Source organism: Streptomyces cyaneus, assembly GCF_004028635.1.
GTDB classification, from domain to species: domain Bacteria; phylum Actinomycetota; class Actinomycetes; order Streptomycetales; family Streptomycetaceae; genus Streptomyces; species Streptomyces cyaneus.
Map to the genome: position 1 here is coordinate 396,555 of NZ_RQJW01000006.1, position 19,986 is coordinate 416,540.

Sequence of the window (19,986 nt, forward strand, 5' to 3'; positions counted from 1 at the left end):
GTTCCCGGGAACAGGGACACTGCGTATGCGTTCATGCCCTCACCCGGATCCGGCTTGCACGGTTCAGCGGAGTCCGCAGGTCAGCAACGAGCTGACCGGACCACACCAGGTGCAGGACGACCGGACGGATGATCTCGCACGGGTGCCCGGCAAGCGCGGCCTCGACGGCCCCGATCGTCGGCTGGCAGGCGGCGGCTTCCATCACACGCGGGACGAGCGAGGCTTCCACCAGCTCCCGGCGCCGGTAGCCGGCGAGGAACCGCACGTTCTCCACGACCGTCTGCTCGGCCCCCGACCAGGTCTCATAGGCCCAGCCGCGGCGCGAACACACCTGGCGTGTCCAGTCGAACTGCGCGATCACCTTGGGTTCCCTCATGCGTGAGGGTGCCTTGACGTCCACGACGGTCACCAAACCGTCGGCATGCACGAGGAACAGATCAGGAACATGACGGCGAATGCGGTCGCCGTCAGCGCCGACCAACTGGAACGGCTGGGCCGCGATCTCCACGACATCCGGTGTGAAATCGGCGATCATGATGCGGGCGAGCTCCAGCCGACTCTCGTAAGCCACGAGACGCCCCGTCGTGGCGGCGTGGTACCAGCCCGAGTAGTGCTTCCGGCCCCGGTACCAACGGAACTCGCGTACCGGCTGTCCGCCGGCCACCTCGTCCACTGGGATCCTGTCGAGTACGGCCTCGACCAGCCGACCGTCGGCCCGCCGATAAGCCGCCCGAACCGTCCGACTACCTGTCGCGTCCGCGACGCCTGGACCAGTCCCCATGGCTGCCCCTTCGTGTCCGATGCCATCGACACCAAGACACTGGCAACCACCACGAGTAACGTGAATGAGAAGCCCGGAAGACCAACGACGTAGTGGACCCGTGCGGTAAAGCACGGCCAGGCTCTGAGCCTGGCCGTGGACCGCAGAGAGCGTGTCGACTGACAAGTTGACGACAAGCCACTCGGACAGCGACATCTCTAATCGGAACCTACACGTGGTCAGGCCGGGCGGACCACGCTGTGGATCGACGACTCTCCGTCGTAGTAGATCGACTCCTCGCGGACGTACGCACCGGGCTTCGGGGCGTGGATCATCATGCCGTTGCCGATGTAGAGGCCCACGTGGGTGACGTCGTCGTAGAAGAAGATCAGGTCGCCGGGCTGGGCGTTGGAGAGGGAGACCGTGGTGCCGGCGTTGACCTGGTCGTAGGTGACGCGGGGGATGTCGACGCCCGCGGCCTTCCAGGCGGCCTGGGTGAGGCCGGAGCAGTCGTAGGAGTCGGGGCCGGTGGCGCCCCAGACGTACGGCTTGCCTATCTGGGAGCGGGCGAAGGCGAGGGCCTTCTCGGCCTTGGTGGCGTACGAGGAGTCCGACGTGGACGAGTCCGAGGTGCCCGAGTCGGACGAGGAGTCGCTGCTCTCCTGCTGCTGGGCCGCCTCCTGGCGCTGGCGCTCGGCCTCGGCCTCTGCTTGTTGCCGGGCCAGTTCCGCCGCTTTGCGGGCGGCCTCCTCCTGCTTGCGCTTCTCGATCGCGGCGAGGCGTGCCTTCTCCTCCGCCGTCAGCTTCGAGAGGAGTTCGCGTGCGTCGGACAGCTTCTGCTGGACGGTGGTCTTGGCAGTCTGCAGGTCGTTCTGCGACTCGGTGAGCGTCTCGAGGCTCTGGGTGGCCTCCTGGCGCTTCTTCATCGTCGCGGACTGCTGCGTGAAGTAGTCGTCGACCGCCTCCTTCTGACGGCCCGTCATGCGGTCCATCAGCTGGGTCTGGTCGAAGTAGTCCTGCGGGGTGTCCGCAAGGAGGAAGGTCGCCGTGTCGGGGGCGGCGGCGCCGGTGCGGTACTGGGCGGCGGCGTTGCGACCGAGTTCCTCGCGCGCGTCGTTGAGCTTCTGGGTGCGCTGGGCGACGTCGTCGAGGAGGGTGTCGACGCGCTTGCGCTGCTTCGCGGTCTTCTCCTTGGCCGCGTTGTACTTCTCGGTCGCCGACTCCGCCTGGCGGTAGAGGTCGTCGACCTTCTTCTCGACCTCTTCGAGGCTCGGCTTGTCGTCCGCCGAGGGGCTCGCGTTGGCCGTCTGGGACAGCAGGGCCACGGAGGTGAGGGCCGCCGTGGCGAGGGCGGGGGGCCGTATGCCTGCTACGCGCGTACCTGCGGGACGCGACTTGCGGTGCGACGCCAAGGGAGGCGACTCCTTCCGTACTCCGCCTACCGAGTTAGCTGTCGGGTTCGGGCGGGTGGTCCGGAAGGGTTGCCCTACGGCCTGTCCCTGGGCAGGGTCGGGCCGATTCACCCCAAGTTCGGTGGGTCCCCGGCTCCGGCAGCGCGGCGGCGTACCGGACTCGGCGGAGGCCGTGCGGCCCGGCGACGTTCGCCGGTGGAGGTCGTACGGCCTGTCCGGCACGGTAGCCAACTCGTGTGGCCCCTGTGAAGGTTGATGTTCGATATGCCCGATACATTTTCGTGACCTTGGGTCAGGGAGTTGGGGGTGGTGGTTGATGGGGGTGGGTCTGCGGGGTGTTGTGTTTTTTGGGTGATGTGCTGGCTTTAGGTGTCTTCGGTCACTGGGGGGGTGCTTTGGTCGTCGGTGGGAAGTCCGGGTTCGGGGCGATTGCGGATCGTGACGGGAGGGGTGTGGAGGGTGAGGGGGGTGCGGGGGGGTCGGGTCTGGAAGATCGTCTGGTTCTGAAACCGGCGATGTTCTCGGGGTGGCCGCGGGCTGTCAGTGGGGCGCCCTAGACTCGGAGAGCGATGAGCAGCCTCTTTGACGACAGCTTCCTGGCGGACCTCCAGGCCCCACGGGCCCACGAGGAAGAACCCCCGCCGCCCGAGGACGATCACTCTCCGGAGCCGGTTCCGGACGATCTGTTCGGCGGGAAGTTCGACGTGCCTCCGGACCGGGACGCCTACTACCGCGACGGCGCCCCGCGCCCGGCCATCGACGCGGCCGCGCTGCTGGAAGGGCTGAACGAGAACCAGCGTGCGGCCGTCGTCCACTCCGGCACGCCGCTGCTCATCGTGGCCGGCGCCGGGTCCGGTAAGACGCGTGTGCTCACCCACCGCATCGCCCATCTGCTGGCCGAGCGGAATGTGCATCCGGGGCAGATCCTCGCGATCACCTTCACCAACAAGGCCGCGGGCGAGATGAAGGAGCGCGTCGAGCAGCTCGTCGGCCCGCGCGCGAACGCGATGTGGGTGATGACCTTCCACAGCGCGTGTGTCCGCATCCTGCGCAGGGAGAGCAAGAAGCTCGGGTTCACGTCGTCCTTCTCGATCTACGACGCCGCCGACAGCAAGCGGCTGATGGCGCTCGTCTGCCGGGACCTGGATCTCGACCCGAAGAGGTTTCCGCCCAAGTCCTTCAGCGCCAAGATCAGCAACCTGAAGAACGAGCTGATCGACGAGGAGGACTTCGCCGCCCAGGCGACGGACGGCTTCGAGAAGACCCTCGCTCAGGCCTACGCCCTGTACCAGTCGAGGTTGCGGGAAGCCAACGCCCTCGACTTCGACGACCTGATCATGACGACGGTCAACCTGCTGCGCGCCTTCCCGGACGTCGCCGAGCACTACCGCCGTCGCTTCCGCCATGTGCTGGTGGACGAGTACCAGGACACCAACCACGCGCAGTACGCCCTCGTGCGCGAGCTCGTCGGGACCAGCGAGCACCCGGTCGACGTACCGCCCAGCGACTACGACATCCCGCCCGCCGAGCTGTGTGTGGTGGGTGACGCCGACCAGTCGATCTACGCCTTCCGGGGCGCCACCATCCGCAACATCCTCCAGTTCGAGGAGGACTACCCGCAGGCGACGACGATCCTGCTGGAGCAGAACTACCGCTCCACGCAGACGATCCTGACCGCCGCCAACGCGGTCATCGAGCGCAACGAGTCCCGCCGCCCCAAGAACCTGTGGACCAACGCGGGCGCGGGCGCGCGGATCACCGGCTATGTCGCCGACACCGAGCACGACGAGGCGCAGTTCGTCGCCGACGAGATAGACCGACTGACCGACGCGGGGGACGCGAAGGCCGGCGACGTCGCGGTCTTCTACCGTACGAACGCCCAGTCCCGTGTCTTCGAAGAGGTCTTCATCCGCGTCGGCCTGCCCTACAAGGTCGTCGGCGGGGTCCGCTTCTACGAGCGCAAGGAGGTCCGGGACGTCCTGGCCTACCTGCGGGTACTGGCCAACCCCGAGGACTCCGTGCCGCTGCGGCGGATCCTCAACGTCCCCAAGCGCGGCATCGGTGACCGCGCCGAGGCGATGATCGACGCCCTTTCACAGCGGGAGAAGATCAGCTTCCCGCAGGCGCTCAAGCGCGTGGACGAGGCGTACGGCATGGCCGCGCGGTCGACCAACGCCGTCAAGCGGTTCAACACGCTGATGGAGGAGCTCCGTACGATCGTCGAGTCCGGCGCCGGACCGGCGACCGTCCTGGAGGCTGTGCTCGAGCGGACCGGCTATCTCGCCGAGTTGCAGGCTTCCACGGATCCTCAGGACGAGACCCGTATCGAGAACCTTCAAGAACTCGCGGCCGTGGCCCTGGAGTTCGAGCAGGAGTCGGGTGAGGGTGAGGCCTCCGGCGGGCTCGCGGACTTCCTGGAGCGGGTGGCCCTGGTCGCCGACTCCGACCAGATTCCCGACGAGGACGAGGACGGCTCCGGCGTCATCACCCTGATGACCCTGCACACGGCCAAGGGACTTGAGTTCCCGGTCGTCTTCCTCACCGGCATGGAGGACGGCGTCTTCCCGCACATGCGCGCCCTCGGCCAGGCCAAGGAGCTGGAGGAGGAGCGGCGGCTCGCCTACGTGGGCATCACGCGCGCGCGTGAACGGCTGTATCTGACGCGGTCGTCGATGCGGAGCGCGTGGGGGCAGCCGTCGTACAACCCGCCCTCCCGCTTCCTGGAGGAGATCCCGGCGGCGCACGTGGACTGGAAGCGCACGGGCGCCACCGCACCGGTCTCCTCCGGCCCGGCGTCCGGTGTGGCCGCCTCGCTGTCCTCGTCCCGCTCACGCTCCGCGGCCTCGGGCGCGTCCGGTTTCGCCACGCGCCGTACCTCGGAGAAGCCCGTCGTCCAGCTGGCGGTCGGGGACCGGGTCACGCACGACCAGTTCGGGCTCGGCACCGTGATGGCGGTCAAGGGCACGGGCGCGAACACCGAGGCGACGATCGACTTCGGGGACACCAAGCCGAAGCGGTTGCTGCTGCGGTACGCGCCGGTGGAGAAGCTCTAGCAACGACAAGTGTGCGCCCCCGCTGCAGGGCGGGGGCGCCGCATCACGAAGAGTCGCCTGCGTCGGGGCGCTACGTCGGGTTGATCCCGTGGCTGCGCAGCCAGGGAAGCGGGTCTATGGCCGAGCCGCCACCCGGTCGTACCTCGAAGTGCAGGTGCGGTCCGGTCGAGTTGCCGGAATTGCCGGAGTACGCGATCGGATCGCCGGCCTTCACCGTCGTACCGGAGGCGACACGGTAGCTGGAGAGGTGGCAGTACCACGTCTCCGTACCGTCCTTCGCGGTCACGATCATCATGTTGCCGTAGGCGCTGTTCCACTGCGTCCGGACGGTGCCGTCGGTCGCGGACATCACCGTCGTGCCGTACGAGACGGGGAAGTCGATGCCGGTGTGCACGGACATCCAGTTGATGCCGGCCTGGCCGAAGTAGGCGCTGAGGCCGTGCTGCGCCACCGGAAGGGCGAACTTGGGGCGCAGCCGCTCCTTGCGGGCCGCCTCCTCCGCCGCCTTCTTCTTCTCCGCCGCCTGCTGGGCCTTGAGGTCGATGCGCTCCTGCGTACGGCTGGCCCGGTCGGCGAAGTCGTCGGCGCCGGCGGAGAGGCTCTCGAGCTGGGTGTCCAGCTTGTTGTTCGCCATGGACGGCTTCACGGCCTCGGCGTCCGAGGCCGTCGTCGTCGTGTCCTTGTCGTCGGTCGCCAGGCTGCCGACGGAGGCGGCGGCGATCCCCGCGACGCCCATCACACACGCCGAGGGCACGGCGATCGTCAGCAGCGCGGAGCGCTTGGGGGGCGTACGGCGGCGGGAGCGGGCCCCGCTGCGGGAGGCGGCGCGCGAGGAGGGGGCCGGAGCGGACTCCTCCTGGTCGTCGAGGAGCGGGGCGGCGGCGGGAAACTCGCCGGTGGCGCTCAACTCGGCTTCGCGCTGGGCGGGGTCGCCGTACGCGGCGGGGTCGTACGTGGTGGAGTCGTCGTACGTCGTCGGGTCGTCGTACGGGGTGGGGGTGGCGTGCTCGATCTGCTCGAAGAGCGCGGTCGCCTGTTGATCGAAGGATTCTGCTGACTGCTCGTACTCGTCGGCTGCCTGCGCGGGGGTGCCGGTGCCGCCGTCGGAGTTCCACTGCGTGGCGTCGTACGCCCCGGTGTCGAATGCCTGCGTGCCCCATTCCCACTGCTGGGTCTGGTCGGCCGGGGCGTTGGACTGGTCGGGCTGGAGCCAACTGCTCGCGTCCCAATGGCCGGAGGTGTCGTGGCCGTTGGCCTGCTGCGGAACGAAAGCGAGTCGCTCGTGTTCGGCCGTCCAGGCCGTGGTGTCGTACGCGCCGCTGTCGTACGCGGCGTGGTGCTGGGCCGCGTAGGCGTCGTAGTTCACGGTGTGGTGGTTGCCCGTGGACCACTGCGTGGAGTCGTACGCGCCCGTGTTCTCGCCGGGAAGGCTGCCGAACAGGGGGTCCGCGTCGAAGGTCGGGGCGGCGTGGGCGTGGCCGGCGGCGCCGAACTGGTTGGCGTCGTAGGTGCCGTAGGTGGTCGAGTCACCGTAGTGGGCTTCCTGAGCGCCGTACGACGCGTAGTGCGCCGAGGCGGCATCGGAAGCCGTAGCCGAGGAGGTCATGGTCCCCGACGGGTGACGATCGTTCACCAACTTCTCTCTCGCCTCGACAACAGGGGCTGCCAGAGCAGTGCGGCGACTGTACCCGGCGGTACGCGGGCACGACAATCTTCGGCAGGTTTTGCGCGCGCAGGAAACGGGCATTCGGCCGTGTTTTGGCGGACTGCGGGCGCGAGTTTGGCCTTGCGTTCGAAGAATGTTCGATGTCGGGCGGCTGTCCTGAGGCTGTGTGCCGAGTGTGAATCAGGTGTTGGGGCTGCTGCCGGGGTCGTCGAGGGTGCTGTTCAGGCGGGCGGTCACGCCACTGTCAGGCCGTCGGCCTGTGCGGCGGCTTCGGCTCCGGTCCGTGCGGTGTCCAGGGCCTGCCGTATCCCGGTCGCCACGGCGGGGTGCACCGGCAGGGCGAGGTGGCCGATGCCGCTCACGCGGACGTTCTGCGCCATCAGGTCCGGGTGGTCGATGCAGGCCGTCTCCAGCGGGTCCATCAAGTGGTCGAGGTCGCTCCAGAAGCTCACGAAGTGGGTACGGCAGCCGGGCGCGGGCCTGGCCAGCTCATCGAGGACCGGTGAGCCGGGGCGCATCTGACGCACGATGGGATGCGCGTTCGCCAGTGGGACGACACGGGTGCCGGAGTGCGGTGTGCCGAGCGTGACGAGCGTGCGGACCCTGAGATCGCCACCGAGACGCTGCACGTAGTAACGCGCTATGAGCCCGCCGAGGCTGTGCCCGACGATGTCGACCTGGCTGCTGCCGGTGCGCTCGCAGATCCCCTCTATGTGCCGGCCGAGCAGTTCGGCGGCGGTGCGGATGTCGCAGGTCAGCGGCGAGTAGTTGAGCGACTCGACCTGGTGCCTGCCGTGCTGGGCGAGGCTGCGGCGCAGCAGGACGAAGACCGAGCGGTTGTCTATGAAGCCGTGCAGCAGGACGACGGGGGGTTTGGTCTCCGTCGGCAGCTGGGCGGTGTCCTGTGCGGGGAGTGCCGGAGTGGTCCGGCGCTCCTGGGCGATGCCGGAGGGATACAGGAGCAGGTGTCCGGCGAGGATCGCGATCTCCAGGGCGGTCGCCTTCAGCAGGGCCACGGAGAGGCCGGCGAGTCTGCTCGGGAGCAGGCGCCGACAGAGCGGAAGAAAGGGGAGTGCTGCCCCGGTGACCTTCATGGCCGACCTCCTTGCGGCACGCAGGAGGACGGCTCCGGCCCCCGTGTGCCCTCGTGGGAAGCCGCGGCGGAGGTGGTCGGCGGGGCATGAGGAGGGCGCATGGGGTGAGCGAGGCGCGTGGCGTGAGCCAGTCCTGTCGGCCGTGGTGCGCCGATGACCTGCCGGGGCTCCCTGCCGGTGTGGCGACGAGGCTCCCCGCTGTCGTGCCTTACCTGCCCTACGTGCCCTTCGTGCGACCGTCGATGCGCCGCACCGCCACGGCGCGCGGCCTGCGGCGCGGTGGTGCGGCGACCTCGTTGCGGCTCCCGTTGCGCGTGGTCCCGCTGCGACGCGGGTACCGCAAGCTGCTGCGGCCCGTGTGCCGCAAAGATGTGGAACGGTGCGCGGCGAACGTGTCCCACCGTGTGATTTCCCCCTCGGTCTGCACCGCGAAACTGCCGGTTGCGGGATGCTGGAGATAACGTTCGTTCACTTCTTCGGGCGGCGTGGCCCGGGGCGTCCGTGCCGTAGTGGCGCGTCCGGTGCGGTGAGCAGCGGAAAAGTGCAATACGCGCACCATGTATGACATGTGCCAGCTGTGCGGCATAACTCATATATGGGCGGTACTTGTCGGTACGGATGGATGTAGTCGCTTCATGGAGGCAGTGATGGGTGTGGCAGCCGGTCCGATCCGCGTGGTGGTGGCCAAGCCGGGACTCGACGGCCACGATCGCGGGGCCAAGGTCATCGCGCGGGCGCTGCGCGACGCCGGTATGGAGGTCATCTACACCGGGCTTCACCAGACACCCGAGCAGATCGTCGACACCGCGATCCAGGAGGACGCCGACGCGATCGGCCTGTCCATCCTCTCCGGCGCCCACAACACCCTCTTCGCCGCCGTGATCGAACTCCTCAAGGAGCGCGACGCGGAGGACATCCTGGTCTTCGGCGGCGGGATCATCCCCGAGGCGGACATCCCCCCGCTGAAGGAGAAGGGCGTCGCGGAGATCTTCACGCCCGGGGCGACGACGCAGTCGATCGTGGACTGGGTGCGGGCGAACGTACATCAGCCGGCGGGGGCATAGCCGCTGCGCTCGACCGGGGCCGCGTGCGGGGAGCAGGCCGTGGGCAGGAGCCTGGGGTGCGGGCCGGAGTCCGACCGGAGGCCTCAGGGTGTCTACGTCTCCAGCTCCTCGGTCATCGCCGCCCGCAGCCGCAACGTCGTGACCAGTCGCTGGAACGCCTCCGCCCAGTACCCCCCGGCCCCAGGCGAGGCGTCCTCCGACTCGTCCGGCACCGCCTGCAGGCCGTCCAGGCGGCTCGCCTCGGCCGGGTCCAGGCAGCGCTCGGCCAGCCCCATCACTCCACTGAAACTCCATGGATAACTCCCCGCGTCCCGCGCGATGTTGAGCGCGTCGACCACCGCCCGCCCGAGCGGCGCCGCCCACGGCACCGCACACACCCCGAGCAGCTGAAACGCCTCGGACAGACCGTGCGCCGCGATGAACCCGGCGACCCACTCGGCCCGCTCCGCGGAGCCCAGCGTGCCGAGAAGCTTCGCTCGCTCGGCCAAGGACACCGCCCCTGGACCGCCCGCTTCGGGAGCCGAGGGTGAGCCGAGCAGCGCCCTCGCCCACTCGCCGTCCCGTTGCCGTACCGCCGCCCGGCACCACGCCGCGTGCAACTCGCCCTGCCAGTCGTCCGCCACCGGCAGTGCCACGATCTCCCGAGGACTACGCCCTCCGAGCCGCCCCGGCCACGTGCTGAGTGGCGCCGCCTCCACCAACTGGCCGAACCACCACGACCGTTCACCCCGCCCGGCCGGGGCCTTGGCCACGACACCGTCGCGCTCCATGCCCGTGTCGCACTCGTGCGGCGCCTCGACACTGATCGCCGGCGTCTGCTGCGTGTGGTCCAGCGCCACGCACGACCCGGCGCGCACCGCCATCCGCGCGGCGAGCGCCGAACCCGGCAGTGCGGAGAGCAACTCCGCCGCCGTCGCTCGGACGTTGCGGCTCCGGTCGGCCAGCGCCTGCTCCAGGAACGGCTCGTCCTGCGGGCCCAGCCCCGTCCGCAACGAGTCGAGGAACATCAGCCTGTCCTCGGCCCGCTCCGTCGCCCATGTCGCGGTCAGCAGCTCGCGCGCGGCGGCGGGCTCACGCACGCGTATCGCGGAGAGCAGGCCGACACGCTCGGCGAACAGCCCCTCCTGCCACAGCTGTTGGACCCTGGCCGAGTCCTCGAGCTGCGGCAGCGCCGCGCCCCCGCCGGGCGCCGCGCGCAGGGCGAACCGCCAGTCCGGGTTCAGCCGGGCGAGCCACACCGCGCGCGGGCCCGCGAACGTCAGCGCCGCCGGCCGCAGATCCGTACGCCCCCGCGCCGCGTCCAGCAGTGCGGGCAGCGACTGAGGGGGCGGCGCGAAACCACGGTCGTTCGCCGTCGCGAGCCACTGGGGCAGCAGCTCCATGAGGTCCGGTGCCGTGCCTCTGCGGCCGCCGCCCGCCGCGCCGGGACGGTCGGCCAGCAGCATCGCCAACCTCCGAGCGGCCGCCGGGGGCAGCGCCGGTCGCGGGTCCTCGGGGGCCGGCTGCGGACGCTGCGCCGCTCGCGCCGGCCGCAGCCCCGCCCGCCGCCGTACGGTCTCCACGGCCGCCACGTCCAGCAGCGCCTTCGGCGCCTCCTGCCCCGGCGCGCAGCCCGGGGGTCTACGCCGGTCCGTGCCGAGCAGCGCCGCCGTGACGAGCTCCTCCCAGGCGCCGGACGGGGACGAGTCCACGGCTCCCGGGGCGGGCGAGTCGACGGTTCCTGGCGCGGGCGAGTCGACGGTTCCCGGCGCGGGCGAATTCACGGCGCCCGGCGCGGGGGAACCCACGGGAACGGAGGGCCTGTTCATGAGGTTCCTTCCTCTCTTCCTTAGTGAGGGGTGCCGCGGAGGGGGTTGAGGCCCACGCCCGTCGCGTGGCCGGTGAGATGGATGGGACGTCCGGCCGGGGCGGCGGGTATCGCACAATCCGTCGCAGGGGCGGCACGAGACGCGCCGCTCAGCACAGCTGCACCGCCTCTCCCGTCCCCTCCGGCCAGGCCGTCAACGGGGTGAAGCCACGGTGGCCGCACTCGCCGAACACCTTGACCGGTGCGCCGCCCGCCAGCGCGACCAGGCGCCACAGACCGGGGCGGGCGCGGGCGGCCGGGGTGAGTGGCAGTGCCGTGTCCGCGTCGGCGTCCGCCAGCTGCCACGAGTCGCCGTCCGGGGCCGGTACGACCCGGTCCAGGGTCACCGGGACGGAGTCCAGCCACGGGTCGTCGCGGAGCGCCTCGCTGTAACGGGCGGTCGCCTCGGTCGTCGTCACTCCCGGCGGCCGTATCGCTGCGGGCGCGGGCGGTGCGAACTGCTCGCCCAGAGCCGCCCGCAGCTGCCCGGCGCCCGGGTACGCCGACACCTCCGCCTCCAGGACCAGTCCCACCGGCAGCGCCAGCTCCGGGGCGCGGCCGGCGGCGCCGTAGGAGAGGAGCAGCGCGGTGCGGCCCGAGTCGGCGCCGTAGAGCCATATCCGGCGCGTCGTCAGTTTTGTGTCCGCCGTGTCGTACTGGGCGAGGACCAGCCAGCGGTCCCGCACCGGCGGGCCGTCCGCCGAGGCGGGCAGGCCGATGCGGGAGCGAACCGTGTCCGCCAGGCCGTCGGGCAGCCGCTCGCGGCGCAGCCAGCCCTGGTCGAGGAGGTGCACAAGGGCGCACTCCTCCAGCAGGCGCACGGGCCAGCCGGGACCGGACGCCGGGATCGCCCCGAGGTCCCTCACCCGTGCGGCCAGTCCAGGGGCCTGGGCGTCGACCATGCGGGCCGCCGTCTCCTCCCACGGTCCGTACCCCGCCTGTTCCGCGCCGGCCAAGCCGCCGCGCAGCAGGTCCGCCAGGCGCTGCTCCAACTCCGTCGCGCCCGCGGTGACCCGCAGGGCCCGGCGCTCCGCCCTGCGCCGAGCCGCTTCCGGGTCACCGGACGCGGACGAGGATCCGGACGCGCCCGCCGCTCGCTTGTCCTGCGCGCGCTGCCTTCTCCCCTTTATCCACTGCTCCGCCCAGTCCGGCGGCTGCCCCGGCGACACCGCACCTTCCCCGCCCGCCCAGAGCAGCAGCAGCCCGAGCGCGTGCTTGCACGGGAACTTCCGGCTCGGGCAACTGCACTTGTACGCGGGCCCGGCCGCGTCCGCGATGTCGATGACCGTCTGATACGGCTTGCTGCCACTGCCCTTGCACAGCCCCCACACCGTCCCCTCGTCGGAACTCCCCGCCTCGGACCACGGCCCCGCCGCGCCGAGTTTGCTTCCCGCTTTGCGTGATGCGGCGTCAGGCGCCAGTGCCAGCACCTGGTCCGCGGTCCAGCGCACCCCCTGCTGAGTCATGCCATCGAAGGTAGATCCCACCACTGACAATCGGCCGGGGCCGAGGTCTTGCGGGCGGCCTCACGGGCGCGTTTGCGCAGGTCGGAACGCATTGTCAGTGGCGTGGTGCACGGTGGATGCCAGATCCGAAACGGCTGAACCGGCCGAGCTGGAGGGGGACTTTGCCATGCCTGTGTCCGTAGCACCGACGTCCGTCGAAGCGGGGGAGACGGAACCGGCCGAGGCGTTGCGGCCGCACGCCGAGAACGCGTTCGCCCATGAACTCGCCGCACTGGCCGCGCAGGACGACCGTCCGCGCCCGGCCCGCTGGAAGCTGTCGCCGTGGGCGGTGGCCACGTATCTGCTCGGCGGCACGCTGCCGGACGGCACGGTGATCACGCCGAAGTACGTGGGCCCGCGCCGCCTGGTCGAGGTCGCCGTCACCACGCTCGCCACCGATCGCGCCCTGCTCCTGCTCGGCGTGCCCGGCACCGCCAAGACCTGGGTCTCCGAGCACCTGGCCGCGGCGGTCAGCGGCGACTCGACGCTGCTCGTGCAGGGCACGGCGGGCACGCCCGAGGAAGCCATCCGCTACGGCTGGAACTACGCGCAGCTGCTCGCGCACGGGCCGAGCCGTGACGCCCTCGTGCCGAGCCCCGTCATGCGGGCCATGGCGGAGGGGATGACCGCACGGGTCGAGGAGCTGACCCGTATTCCTGCCGACGTGCAGGACACGCTGATCACGATCCTGTCGGAGAAGACGCTGCCGATACCGGAGTTGGGGCAGGAGGTGCAGGCGGTCCGCGGCTTCAACCTCATCGCCACGGCCAACGACCGCGACCGAGGCGTCAACGACCTCTCCAGCGCTCTGCGCCGCCGCTTCAACACGGTCGTGCTGCCGTTGCCGGAGAGCGTCGAGGCCGAGGTGGCCATTGTCTCCCGCCGCGTCGACCAGATCGGCCGCTCCCTCGACCTGCCGGCCGCGCCCGACGGCATCGACGAGATCCGCCGCGTCGTAACAGTCTTCCGCGAGCTGCGCGACGGGGTGACGTCCGACGGCCGCACCAAGCTGAAGTCGCCGAGCGGCACGCTGTCGACGGCCGAGGCGATCTCCGTCGTCACCAACGGCCTCGCGCTGGCCGCCCACTTCGGCGACGGCGTCCTGCGATCCGGCGACGTGGCCGCGGGCATCCTCGGCGCCGTCGTCCGCGATCCGGCGGCCGACCGGACCATCTGGCAGGAGTACCTGGAGGCGGTCGTGCGTGAGCGGGACGGCTGGACGGACTTCTACCGGGCGTGCCGGGAGGTGAGCGCGTGAACGACGACCTTGGGTGGGGGCGTCCGAGTGGCGGATCTAAGGCGGGCGGTGGGTCGACGGCGGGCGGATCCGCGGCCGGGGTGGCGCGGTGAGGCGGGGTGGACGAGGCGGGCTGGACGAGGCCGGGTGGGTGGGCCGTGAGGGGGGTGTGCGCGGTGGTGTGGCGGGGGGCTCGGGGGGTTGTGATGCGGGTTCCTCGGGGCCGGCATGCGGGGCGGCTCGGAGGCTATGGCGCGGGGTGACTTGGAGGCCGTGGTGCGGGGCAGTTCGCCCGTCGTGACGCGGGGCGCGGCCGGGGTGGTGGCCGAGGGTGCGCGCGGTGGTCGCGTGGGCGAGTCGGTGATCGGCGGGGCGGTGATCGGCGGGGCGGTGAGGGCGGTTCTGTGACCGTGGGGGAACTGCTAGGTCGGGAGGCGTGCGGTGAGGACACATGGTGGCAGCGGAGGCGAGGGGGACGGTGTGACAGGCGTTGACGGGGAGGGGAGCGAGGGTATGGAGGCGAGTGCCTACTGGGCGGGGGACGTGTCGGCGGGGTGCTCGGGCACTTCGGTTGCACCCGCCCCGGTATCGAAGCCGCCGGGACCGCTGCTGCTCGGCGTGCGGCACCACGGGCCCGGGTCGGCGCGGGCCGTGCGTGCGGCGCTGGATGCGGCCAGGCCGCGGGCCGTGCTGATCGAGGGACCGCCGGAGGCGGATGCCCTGATCCTGCTCGCCGCCGACGAGGACATGCGCCCGCCGGTCGCCCTCCTCGCCCACGCCGTGGACGAGCCCGGCCGCTCGGCCTTCTGGCCGATGGCCGAGTTCTCCCCGGAGTGGGTCGCGATCCGCTGGGCCCTGGAGCACCAGGTCCCGGCCCGCTTCATCGACCTGCCGGCCACGCACACGCTGGCGTGGGGCAGGCAGGATGAGGCCGCGCTCGATACGGGGGGCGGGGTGGGGCGGGAGGCGGAGCCGGGGGGCGACGCTGAGCAGGGGACTGAGGGTGGCGCCCAGTCGGGGCACGGGGGTGGCGTTCAGCCGGGCACCGAGGGTGGCGTTCAGCCGGAAACCGAGGGTGTCGGCCAGGAGGGCGGGGCAGCTGACGCCGGTGGGGCAGGGGGCCGTGTGTCGGTACCCGACTCGGCTGACGACGGCACCCTGGACACTGGCTCGGCGGGTGGCGGCCAGCCGGAAGTCGGCCTGTCGGGCGGCCTTACGCCAGAAGGCGGTCCGGGGGGCGGTTCTGCGGCGGAGGGCGGCTCAGGGAGTGACCGTGCGTCTGACGTCGGTGGGGCGGACGGGAGTGGCTCCCGTGCCGATGTCCGGGTCGATCCCCTTGCCGTGCTCGCCGATGCCGCTGGTTATGACGATCCCGAGCGGTGGTGGGAGGACGTCTTCGAGCACCGGGGAGTGGGGGACGGTAACGCGTTCGCGCCGTTTCTCGGGCTTGAGGAGGCCATGGGGGCGTTGCGGGAGGCGTACGGGAGCGGGGGGCATGAGCGGGATCTCGTGCGGGAGGCGTATATGCGGCTCCAAGTGCGGGCTGCTCAGCGGGAGTTCGGGGATGAGGTGGCCGTGGTGTGCGGGGCGTGGCATGTGCCCGCGCTGCGGCGGAAGAGCACCGTGGCCGCCGACAAGGCGCTGCTGAAGGGGTTGCCCAAGGTCAAGGCCGACATGACGTGGGTGCCGTGGACGTATCGCCGGTTGGCTCGGGTCAGCGGGTACGGGGCGGGGATCGACTCGCCGGGGTGGTACGGGCATCTCTTCGGCGCGCCGGACCGACCGGTCGAGCGGTGGATGACCAAGGTGGCCGGGCTGCTGCGGGACGAGGACCGGATCGTGTCCTCGGCGCATGTCATCGAGGCGGTGCGGCTGGCGGAGACGCTCGCGGCGATGCGGGGGCGCCCGTTGCCGGGGTTGAGCGAGACGACCGACGCGGTGCGGGCGGTGATGTGCGAGGGCTCGGACCTGCCGTTGGCGCTGGTGCACGACCGGCTCGTCGTGGGGGACGTGCTGGGGGAGGTGCCGCGGTCGGCGCCGGCGGTGCCGTTGCAGCGGGACCTGGACCGGATCCAGCGTCGGCTGCGGCTCAAACCGGAGGCGCTGGAGCGGGAGTTGGAGCTCGACCTGCGCAAGGAGAACGACGCCGAGCGCAGCAGGCTGCTGCACCGGCTGCGACTGCTCGGCGTGGAGTGGGGAGAGCCGGTCGCGTCGCGGGGCAGCACGGGGACGTTCCGGGAGACGTGGCGGCTGCGGTGGGAGCCCGAGCTGTCCGTGCGGGTCGCGGAGGCCGGGGTGTGGGGGACCACCGTGTTCTCCGCGGCGACCGCCAAGGCGGAGGCGGACGCCGTCGCCGCGCAGGGCCTGGCCGACGTCACCGCGCTGGCCGAGCGCTGCCTGCTGGCCGAACTGCCGGACGCGCTGCCCGCGGTGATGCGGATCCTCGCCGACCGGGCCGCCCTCGACGCGGACGTCGGCCATCTCGCCCAGGCCCTGCCCGCACTGGTCCGTTCCCTGCGGTACGGCGATGTGCGCGGCACGGACACCGAAGCGCTCACGGAGGTCGCCGCGGGGCTCGCCGAGCGCATCTTCGTCGGCCTCCCCCCGGCCTGCGCCGCTCTGGACGCGGACGCGGCGGAGGAAATGCGGCGCCATGTGGACGCGGTGCACGGGGCGGTGGGGTTGCTGGGCGACGCGGTGTCCTCGGGACGGGGTGCAGGGCGCGAGGCACCCGCGTTGGGCCGGAGCACGGGGGGTGAGGTTCCCGCATCGGACGGGGGTACCGAGAGCGAGGCCGCCGTTGCGGGACACGGTGCCCGAGACGAGGGCGGCGCCCCGTCAGGCCGCGGCGCCCAAGGTGATAGCAGCGTCCCCTCAGGCCGCGGCACCCAAGGAGAGAAAGGAGAGAGCGGTACCCCCTCAGGACGCGGCACCACAGGCCACGGCGACACCCCGAGCACCGCGCTCGCCCTCGCCCTCGACCACGGCCACGGCGACCTGCGTAAGCGGTGGCACAGGGTGCTTCGGGTGCTGGCCGTGCGGGACACCGTGCCGGGTGTCATCCGGGGGCGTGCCGTCCGACTGCTGCTGGATGACGGGGAGTTGGCGCAGGACGAGGCGGCGCGGTTGATGGGGCTCGCGCTGTCGCCGGGGACGCCGCCGGGGGACGCGGCCGCCTGGATCGAGGGGTTCGTCGGTGGCGGTTCCGGGGGCGGGATGCTGCTCGTCCATGACGAGCGGCTGCTCGGGTTGGTCGATGCGTGGTTGACGGGAGTGCCGGCGGAGGCGTTCACGGACGTGCTGCCGCTGCTGAGGCGGACGTTCTCGGCGTATGAGCCGGGAGTGCGTCGGACCCTGGGTGAGCTGGTGCGGCGTGGGCCAGGGGTGCGGGGGAGCACGGGGGCCGGAGGCTCCGGCATACCCGGCTTCGCCGCCGAGCTCGACCTGGAGCGGGCGGATGCGGTGCTGCCGGTGGTGCGGTTGCTGCTGGGGCTGGACCACTTGGAAGAGAACCTCGAGAACGAGCTTGGTGAGAACGACCTTGTGGGGGCGACGGGATGACGACTGATGGTGTGACGGAGCTGAGGGAGCGGGCCGGAGCGGTGGGTACCGGCAGGCAAGCGCATGGGTTCCCGGTGCCAGGCGGGCCCACGACTACGGCTGTGCTGCTGACCCCGGTGATCCCCCTGATCCCGGTAATCCCGGTGATCCCGCTGTGGGATCGGCCTCGCAAGGGAGCATGCCGATGACGACCGAAGCCATGGATCCGGACCGGGAGCGGCTGCGACGGTGGCGGATGGTGCTGGGCGGGGACGAAGCCGACGGCACCGGATGCGCGCTCTCCGGGCGGGACGCCGCGATGGACGGGGCGCTCGCCGCGCTCTACGGCAAGGGGGACAAGGAGCGGCCGGGGAAGGAGCGTTCGGCGGGGCTCGGGGCGTCGGCGCCGTCCGTGGCGCGATGGCTCGGGGACATCCGGATGTACTTCCCGTCGTCCGTCGTTCAGGTCATGCAGCGGGACGCCATCGACCGGCTCGGGCTGAACACCCTGCTGCTGGAGCCGGAGATGCTGGAGGCGGTGGAAGCGGACGTGCACCTCGTCGGCACGCTGCTGTCGCTCAACAAGGCGATGCCGGAGACCACGAAGGAGACGGCAAGGGCCGTCGTGCGCAAAGTCGTCGAGGACCTGGAGAAGCGGCTCGCCACCCGCACCCGGGCCACCCTCACCGGTGCCCTCGACCGCAGCGCCCGGATCAACCGGCCACGCCACCACGACATCGACTGGAACCGCACGATCGCGGCCAACCTCAAGCACTACCTGCCGGAGTACCGGACGGTCGTGCCGGAGCGGCTCATCGGGTACGGGCGGGCGTCGCAGTCCGTGAAGAAGGAGGTCGTCCTCTGCATCGACCAGTCCGGGTCTATGGCGGCGTCCGTGGTGTACGCGTCGGTGTTCGGGGCCGTGCTGGCGTCCATGCGGTCCATCAGTACGCGGCTCGTGGTCTTCGACACATCCGTCGTCGACCTCACCGACCAGCTCGACGACCCGGTCGACGTCCTGTTCGGCACTCAGCTCGGCGGCGGCACGGACATCAACCGGGCGCTCGCTTACTGCCAGTCGCAGATCACCCGGCCCGCGGAGACGGTGGTCGTGCTGATCAGCGACCTGTACGAGGGAGGCATACGGAACGAGATGCTCAAGAGAGTCGCCGCGATGAAGGCGTCGGGGGTGCAGTTCGTGGCGCTGCTGGCGCTGTCGGACGAGGGGGCGCCCGCGTACGACCGAGAGCATGCCGCGGCGCTCGCGGCGCTGGGCGCACCGGCCTTCGCCTGTACGCCCGACCTGTTCCCGGATGTGATGGCGGCGGCCATCGAGAAGCGGCCGATTCCGGTGCCGGACACGGTCTAAGGACATGGCGTGAGGCCGAGGAGGCAGCGTGACGAGGCGGAACGGCGCTGAGCGACTGGTGATTTGTCGACCTGGTGACGTCCGACTTGGTCCAGCAAAAGGGACATGAGGCGCATCGGGAACGGGGGGCTTGCGCAACCTCGGGAGGGCCGTGCGAGTATCGGACACCTGTTCAGCGGTGCGCCGCGCTCCGCTCGTCCGTACCGCGTCGCATCGACTCGCTGCTCGTCACGGGTACTTCGCTGCGCATCACGCGTACTTCGTTCCGTCGCATGGGAGGACCGTCCCCCTTGACCTGGCCAGCCGCTCTGCCGGGTGCCGCTCTGCGCGTCGTGCGCACGGCGGCCGGGCGGCGTGCGCTGCAGGCGGTGTTGCTGGTGGGCGGTCTGTTCGCGCTCGGGTTCCTCTGCGGAGAGCGGGCGTATGCGGCGGACGGGGTGTCGGTGGGCAGTTCGTCTGCGTCGCCGGCCACGTCCGCAGCCTCCTCGTTCACCGCAGCCTCCTCATCCAACGCGGCTTCTTCATCCATCGCAGCCTCCTCACTCTCCTCACCCTCCGCGTCCTCCGCCGATCTGCGGTCGGCGACGGAGAGTTCGGTCGAGGGGGTCGCGACCGTGCCGGCCAAGCCCGGCGGTGTTCGCGATGAGTCGGCCGCTCCGGCCAAGCCGACAACTCCTCCGCATCCGGCTCCCCAGGACCAGGCCCCCCAGGACCAGGCCCCCCAGGCCGTCGGCCCCCATGTCGTACAGCCGGTCGGCGACGTCGTGCGGTCCGTGACGGAGGGGTTGACCGAGGGGCTGGCCGAGCTGCAGGCGAAGGTGCCGCCGTTGGCGTCGCTGCCTGCGCTGCCTGCGCTGCCCGTGCCGCCGACGGCGCCCCAGTCGCCGGCGTGGCCGAGCATGCCGGGGGTGGAATTCCCCGGGGTGCCAGGACTTCCCGGTACGGAGCTTCCCGAGGTGCCCGCGGTGCCGGGGCAGACGTTGCCCGCGCCCGTCACCGGGGCGCCGCAGCCGGGGTTCGCGGCGCCCGCGTCGGGCGACGGACGCGACGGCGAGGGGCGTAACGGCAAGGAAGAAGTGGCCGTCGTCTTCGGCCCCCGGGTCGTCGCCGATGTCGCCGACATCGCTGACGTCATCTCGTCGCACGCCCCGGTCGTCGGCGGCGCGCACCGCGGTGCGACCGTCGGTTACGTCCCCGTCCACCCAGCGCCGGTCGATCAGCCGGGCGGTGTGCTGGGCAACCGTTCGGCGGGGGACAGCGGTTCGTCGCGGCACGGTGACGCACACGCCGTCTCGCTGAACCAGCGGCCTCCGATGCGGCTCGTGCCCGGCGCCGCCGCCCGTGTCGACGCGGACGAGATCCAGGACAGGCACCGGGACATTCCGGTTTCCCCCGCTTAGGCCGGTAGGCCGACCCTCCCCGCCGTAGACCTGCCGCGCG

General features: G+C 71.3%; 13 protein-coding genes and 1 riboswitch. Of the genes, 7 read left to right on the top strand and 6 right to left on the bottom strand.

Features of this window, described 5'->3' with window-relative positions:
- Positions 1-31: 31 nt before the first annotated feature.
- On the bottom strand, positions 32-781 hold the full coding sequence (locus EHO50_RS23985; RefSeq protein ID WP_128433222.1) for a TnsA-like heteromeric transposase endonuclease subunit: 750 nt from the start codon (positions 779-781) through the stop codon (positions 32-34).
- Positions 782-999: 218 nt separating this feature from the next.
- Positions 1,000-2,172 carry a C40 family peptidase gene (locus tag EHO50_RS23990; RefSeq protein WP_128433223.1) on the bottom strand — a complete coding sequence of 391 codons (1,173 nt, stop codon included), beginning with the start codon at positions 2,170-2,172 and terminating at the stop codon, positions 1,000-1,002.
- Between the two features lie 8 nt (positions 2,173-2,180).
- A riboswitch (cyclic di-AMP (ydaO/yuaA leader) is annotated at positions 2,181-2,348 on the bottom strand.
- Between the two features lie 393 nt (positions 2,349-2,741).
- Between EHO50_RS23990 and pcrA the strand changes: the two genes are divergently transcribed.
- On the top strand, positions 2,742-5,225 hold the full coding sequence (gene pcrA, locus EHO50_RS23995) for a DNA helicase PcrA (protein WP_128433224.1): 2,484 nt from the start codon (positions 2,742-2,744) through the stop codon (positions 5,223-5,225).
- A gap of 70 nt (positions 5,226-5,295) precedes the next feature.
- On the opposite strand, the gene EHO50_RS24000 is transcribed toward pcrA, so the two are convergent.
- The gene (locus EHO50_RS24000) at positions 5,296-6,831 is read right to left on the bottom strand and encodes a M23 family metallopeptidase (protein ID WP_246101418.1); all 1,536 of its coding nucleotides are present in this window, start codon (positions 6,829-6,831) and stop codon (positions 5,296-5,298) included.
- A 293-nt stretch (positions 6,832-7,124) separates the two neighbouring features.
- Positions 7,125-7,985 (bottom strand): esterase/lipase family protein, encoded by an 861-nt coding sequence (locus EHO50_RS24005; RefSeq protein WP_128433226.1) that lies wholly within the window; start codon positions 7,983-7,985, stop codon positions 7,125-7,127.
- Between the two features lie 647 nt (positions 7,986-8,632).
- Between EHO50_RS24005 and icmB the strand changes: the two genes are divergently transcribed.
- On the top strand, positions 8,633-9,049 hold the full coding sequence (gene icmB / locus EHO50_RS24010; protein WP_128433227.1) for a coenzyme B12-dependent isobutyryl CoA mutase small subunit: 417 nt from the start codon (positions 8,633-8,635) through the stop codon (positions 9,047-9,049).
- A 92-nt stretch (positions 9,050-9,141) separates the two neighbouring features.
- Here the strand turns inward: icmB and EHO50_RS24015 are convergent, their stop codons facing one another.
- On the bottom strand, positions 9,142-10,857 hold the full coding sequence (locus EHO50_RS24015) for a DUF5691 domain-containing protein (protein ID WP_220096460.1): 1,716 nt from the start codon (positions 10,855-10,857) through the stop codon (positions 9,142-9,144).
- 148 nt (positions 10,858-11,005) lie between these two features.
- Positions 11,006-12,361, bottom strand: a complete 1,356-nt coding sequence (locus tag EHO50_RS24020; RefSeq protein ID WP_128433228.1) for an SWIM zinc finger family protein — start codon at positions 12,359-12,361, stop codon at positions 11,006-11,008.
- Between the two features lie 166 nt (positions 12,362-12,527).
- Between EHO50_RS24020 and EHO50_RS24025 the strand changes: the two genes are divergently transcribed.
- From EHO50_RS24025 to EHO50_RS45670, 5 genes are all read left to right on the top strand, one after another.
- The gene (locus EHO50_RS24025) at positions 12,528-13,658 is read left to right on the top strand and encodes an ATP-binding protein (protein ID WP_128433229.1); all 1,131 of its coding nucleotides are present in this window, start codon (positions 12,528-12,530) and stop codon (positions 13,656-13,658) included.
- Between the two features lie 228 nt (positions 13,659-13,886).
- Complete coding sequence (locus tag EHO50_RS44110) at positions 13,887-14,045, top strand: hypothetical protein (RefSeq protein ID WP_164904925.1); 159 nt, start codon at positions 13,887-13,889, stop codon at positions 14,043-14,045.
- Positions 14,046-14,150: 105 nt separating this feature from the next.
- Positions 14,151-17,198, top strand: a complete 3,048-nt coding sequence (locus EHO50_RS24035; protein WP_246101368.1) for a DUF5682 family protein — start codon at positions 14,151-14,153, stop codon at positions 17,196-17,198.
- A 184-nt stretch (positions 17,199-17,382) separates the two neighbouring features.
- Positions 17,383-18,546: a VWA domain-containing protein gene (locus EHO50_RS24040; RefSeq protein ID WP_128433230.1), complete on the top strand. Its 1,164-nt coding sequence runs from the start codon at positions 17,383-17,385 to the stop codon at positions 18,544-18,546.
- Between the two features lie 290 nt (positions 18,547-18,836).
- Entirely contained in the window at positions 18,837-19,946 is a 1,110-nt protein-coding gene (locus EHO50_RS45670; protein ID WP_164904926.1) for a hypothetical protein, read from the top strand.
- The last annotated feature ends 40 nt before the right edge of the window (positions 19,947-19,986 follow it).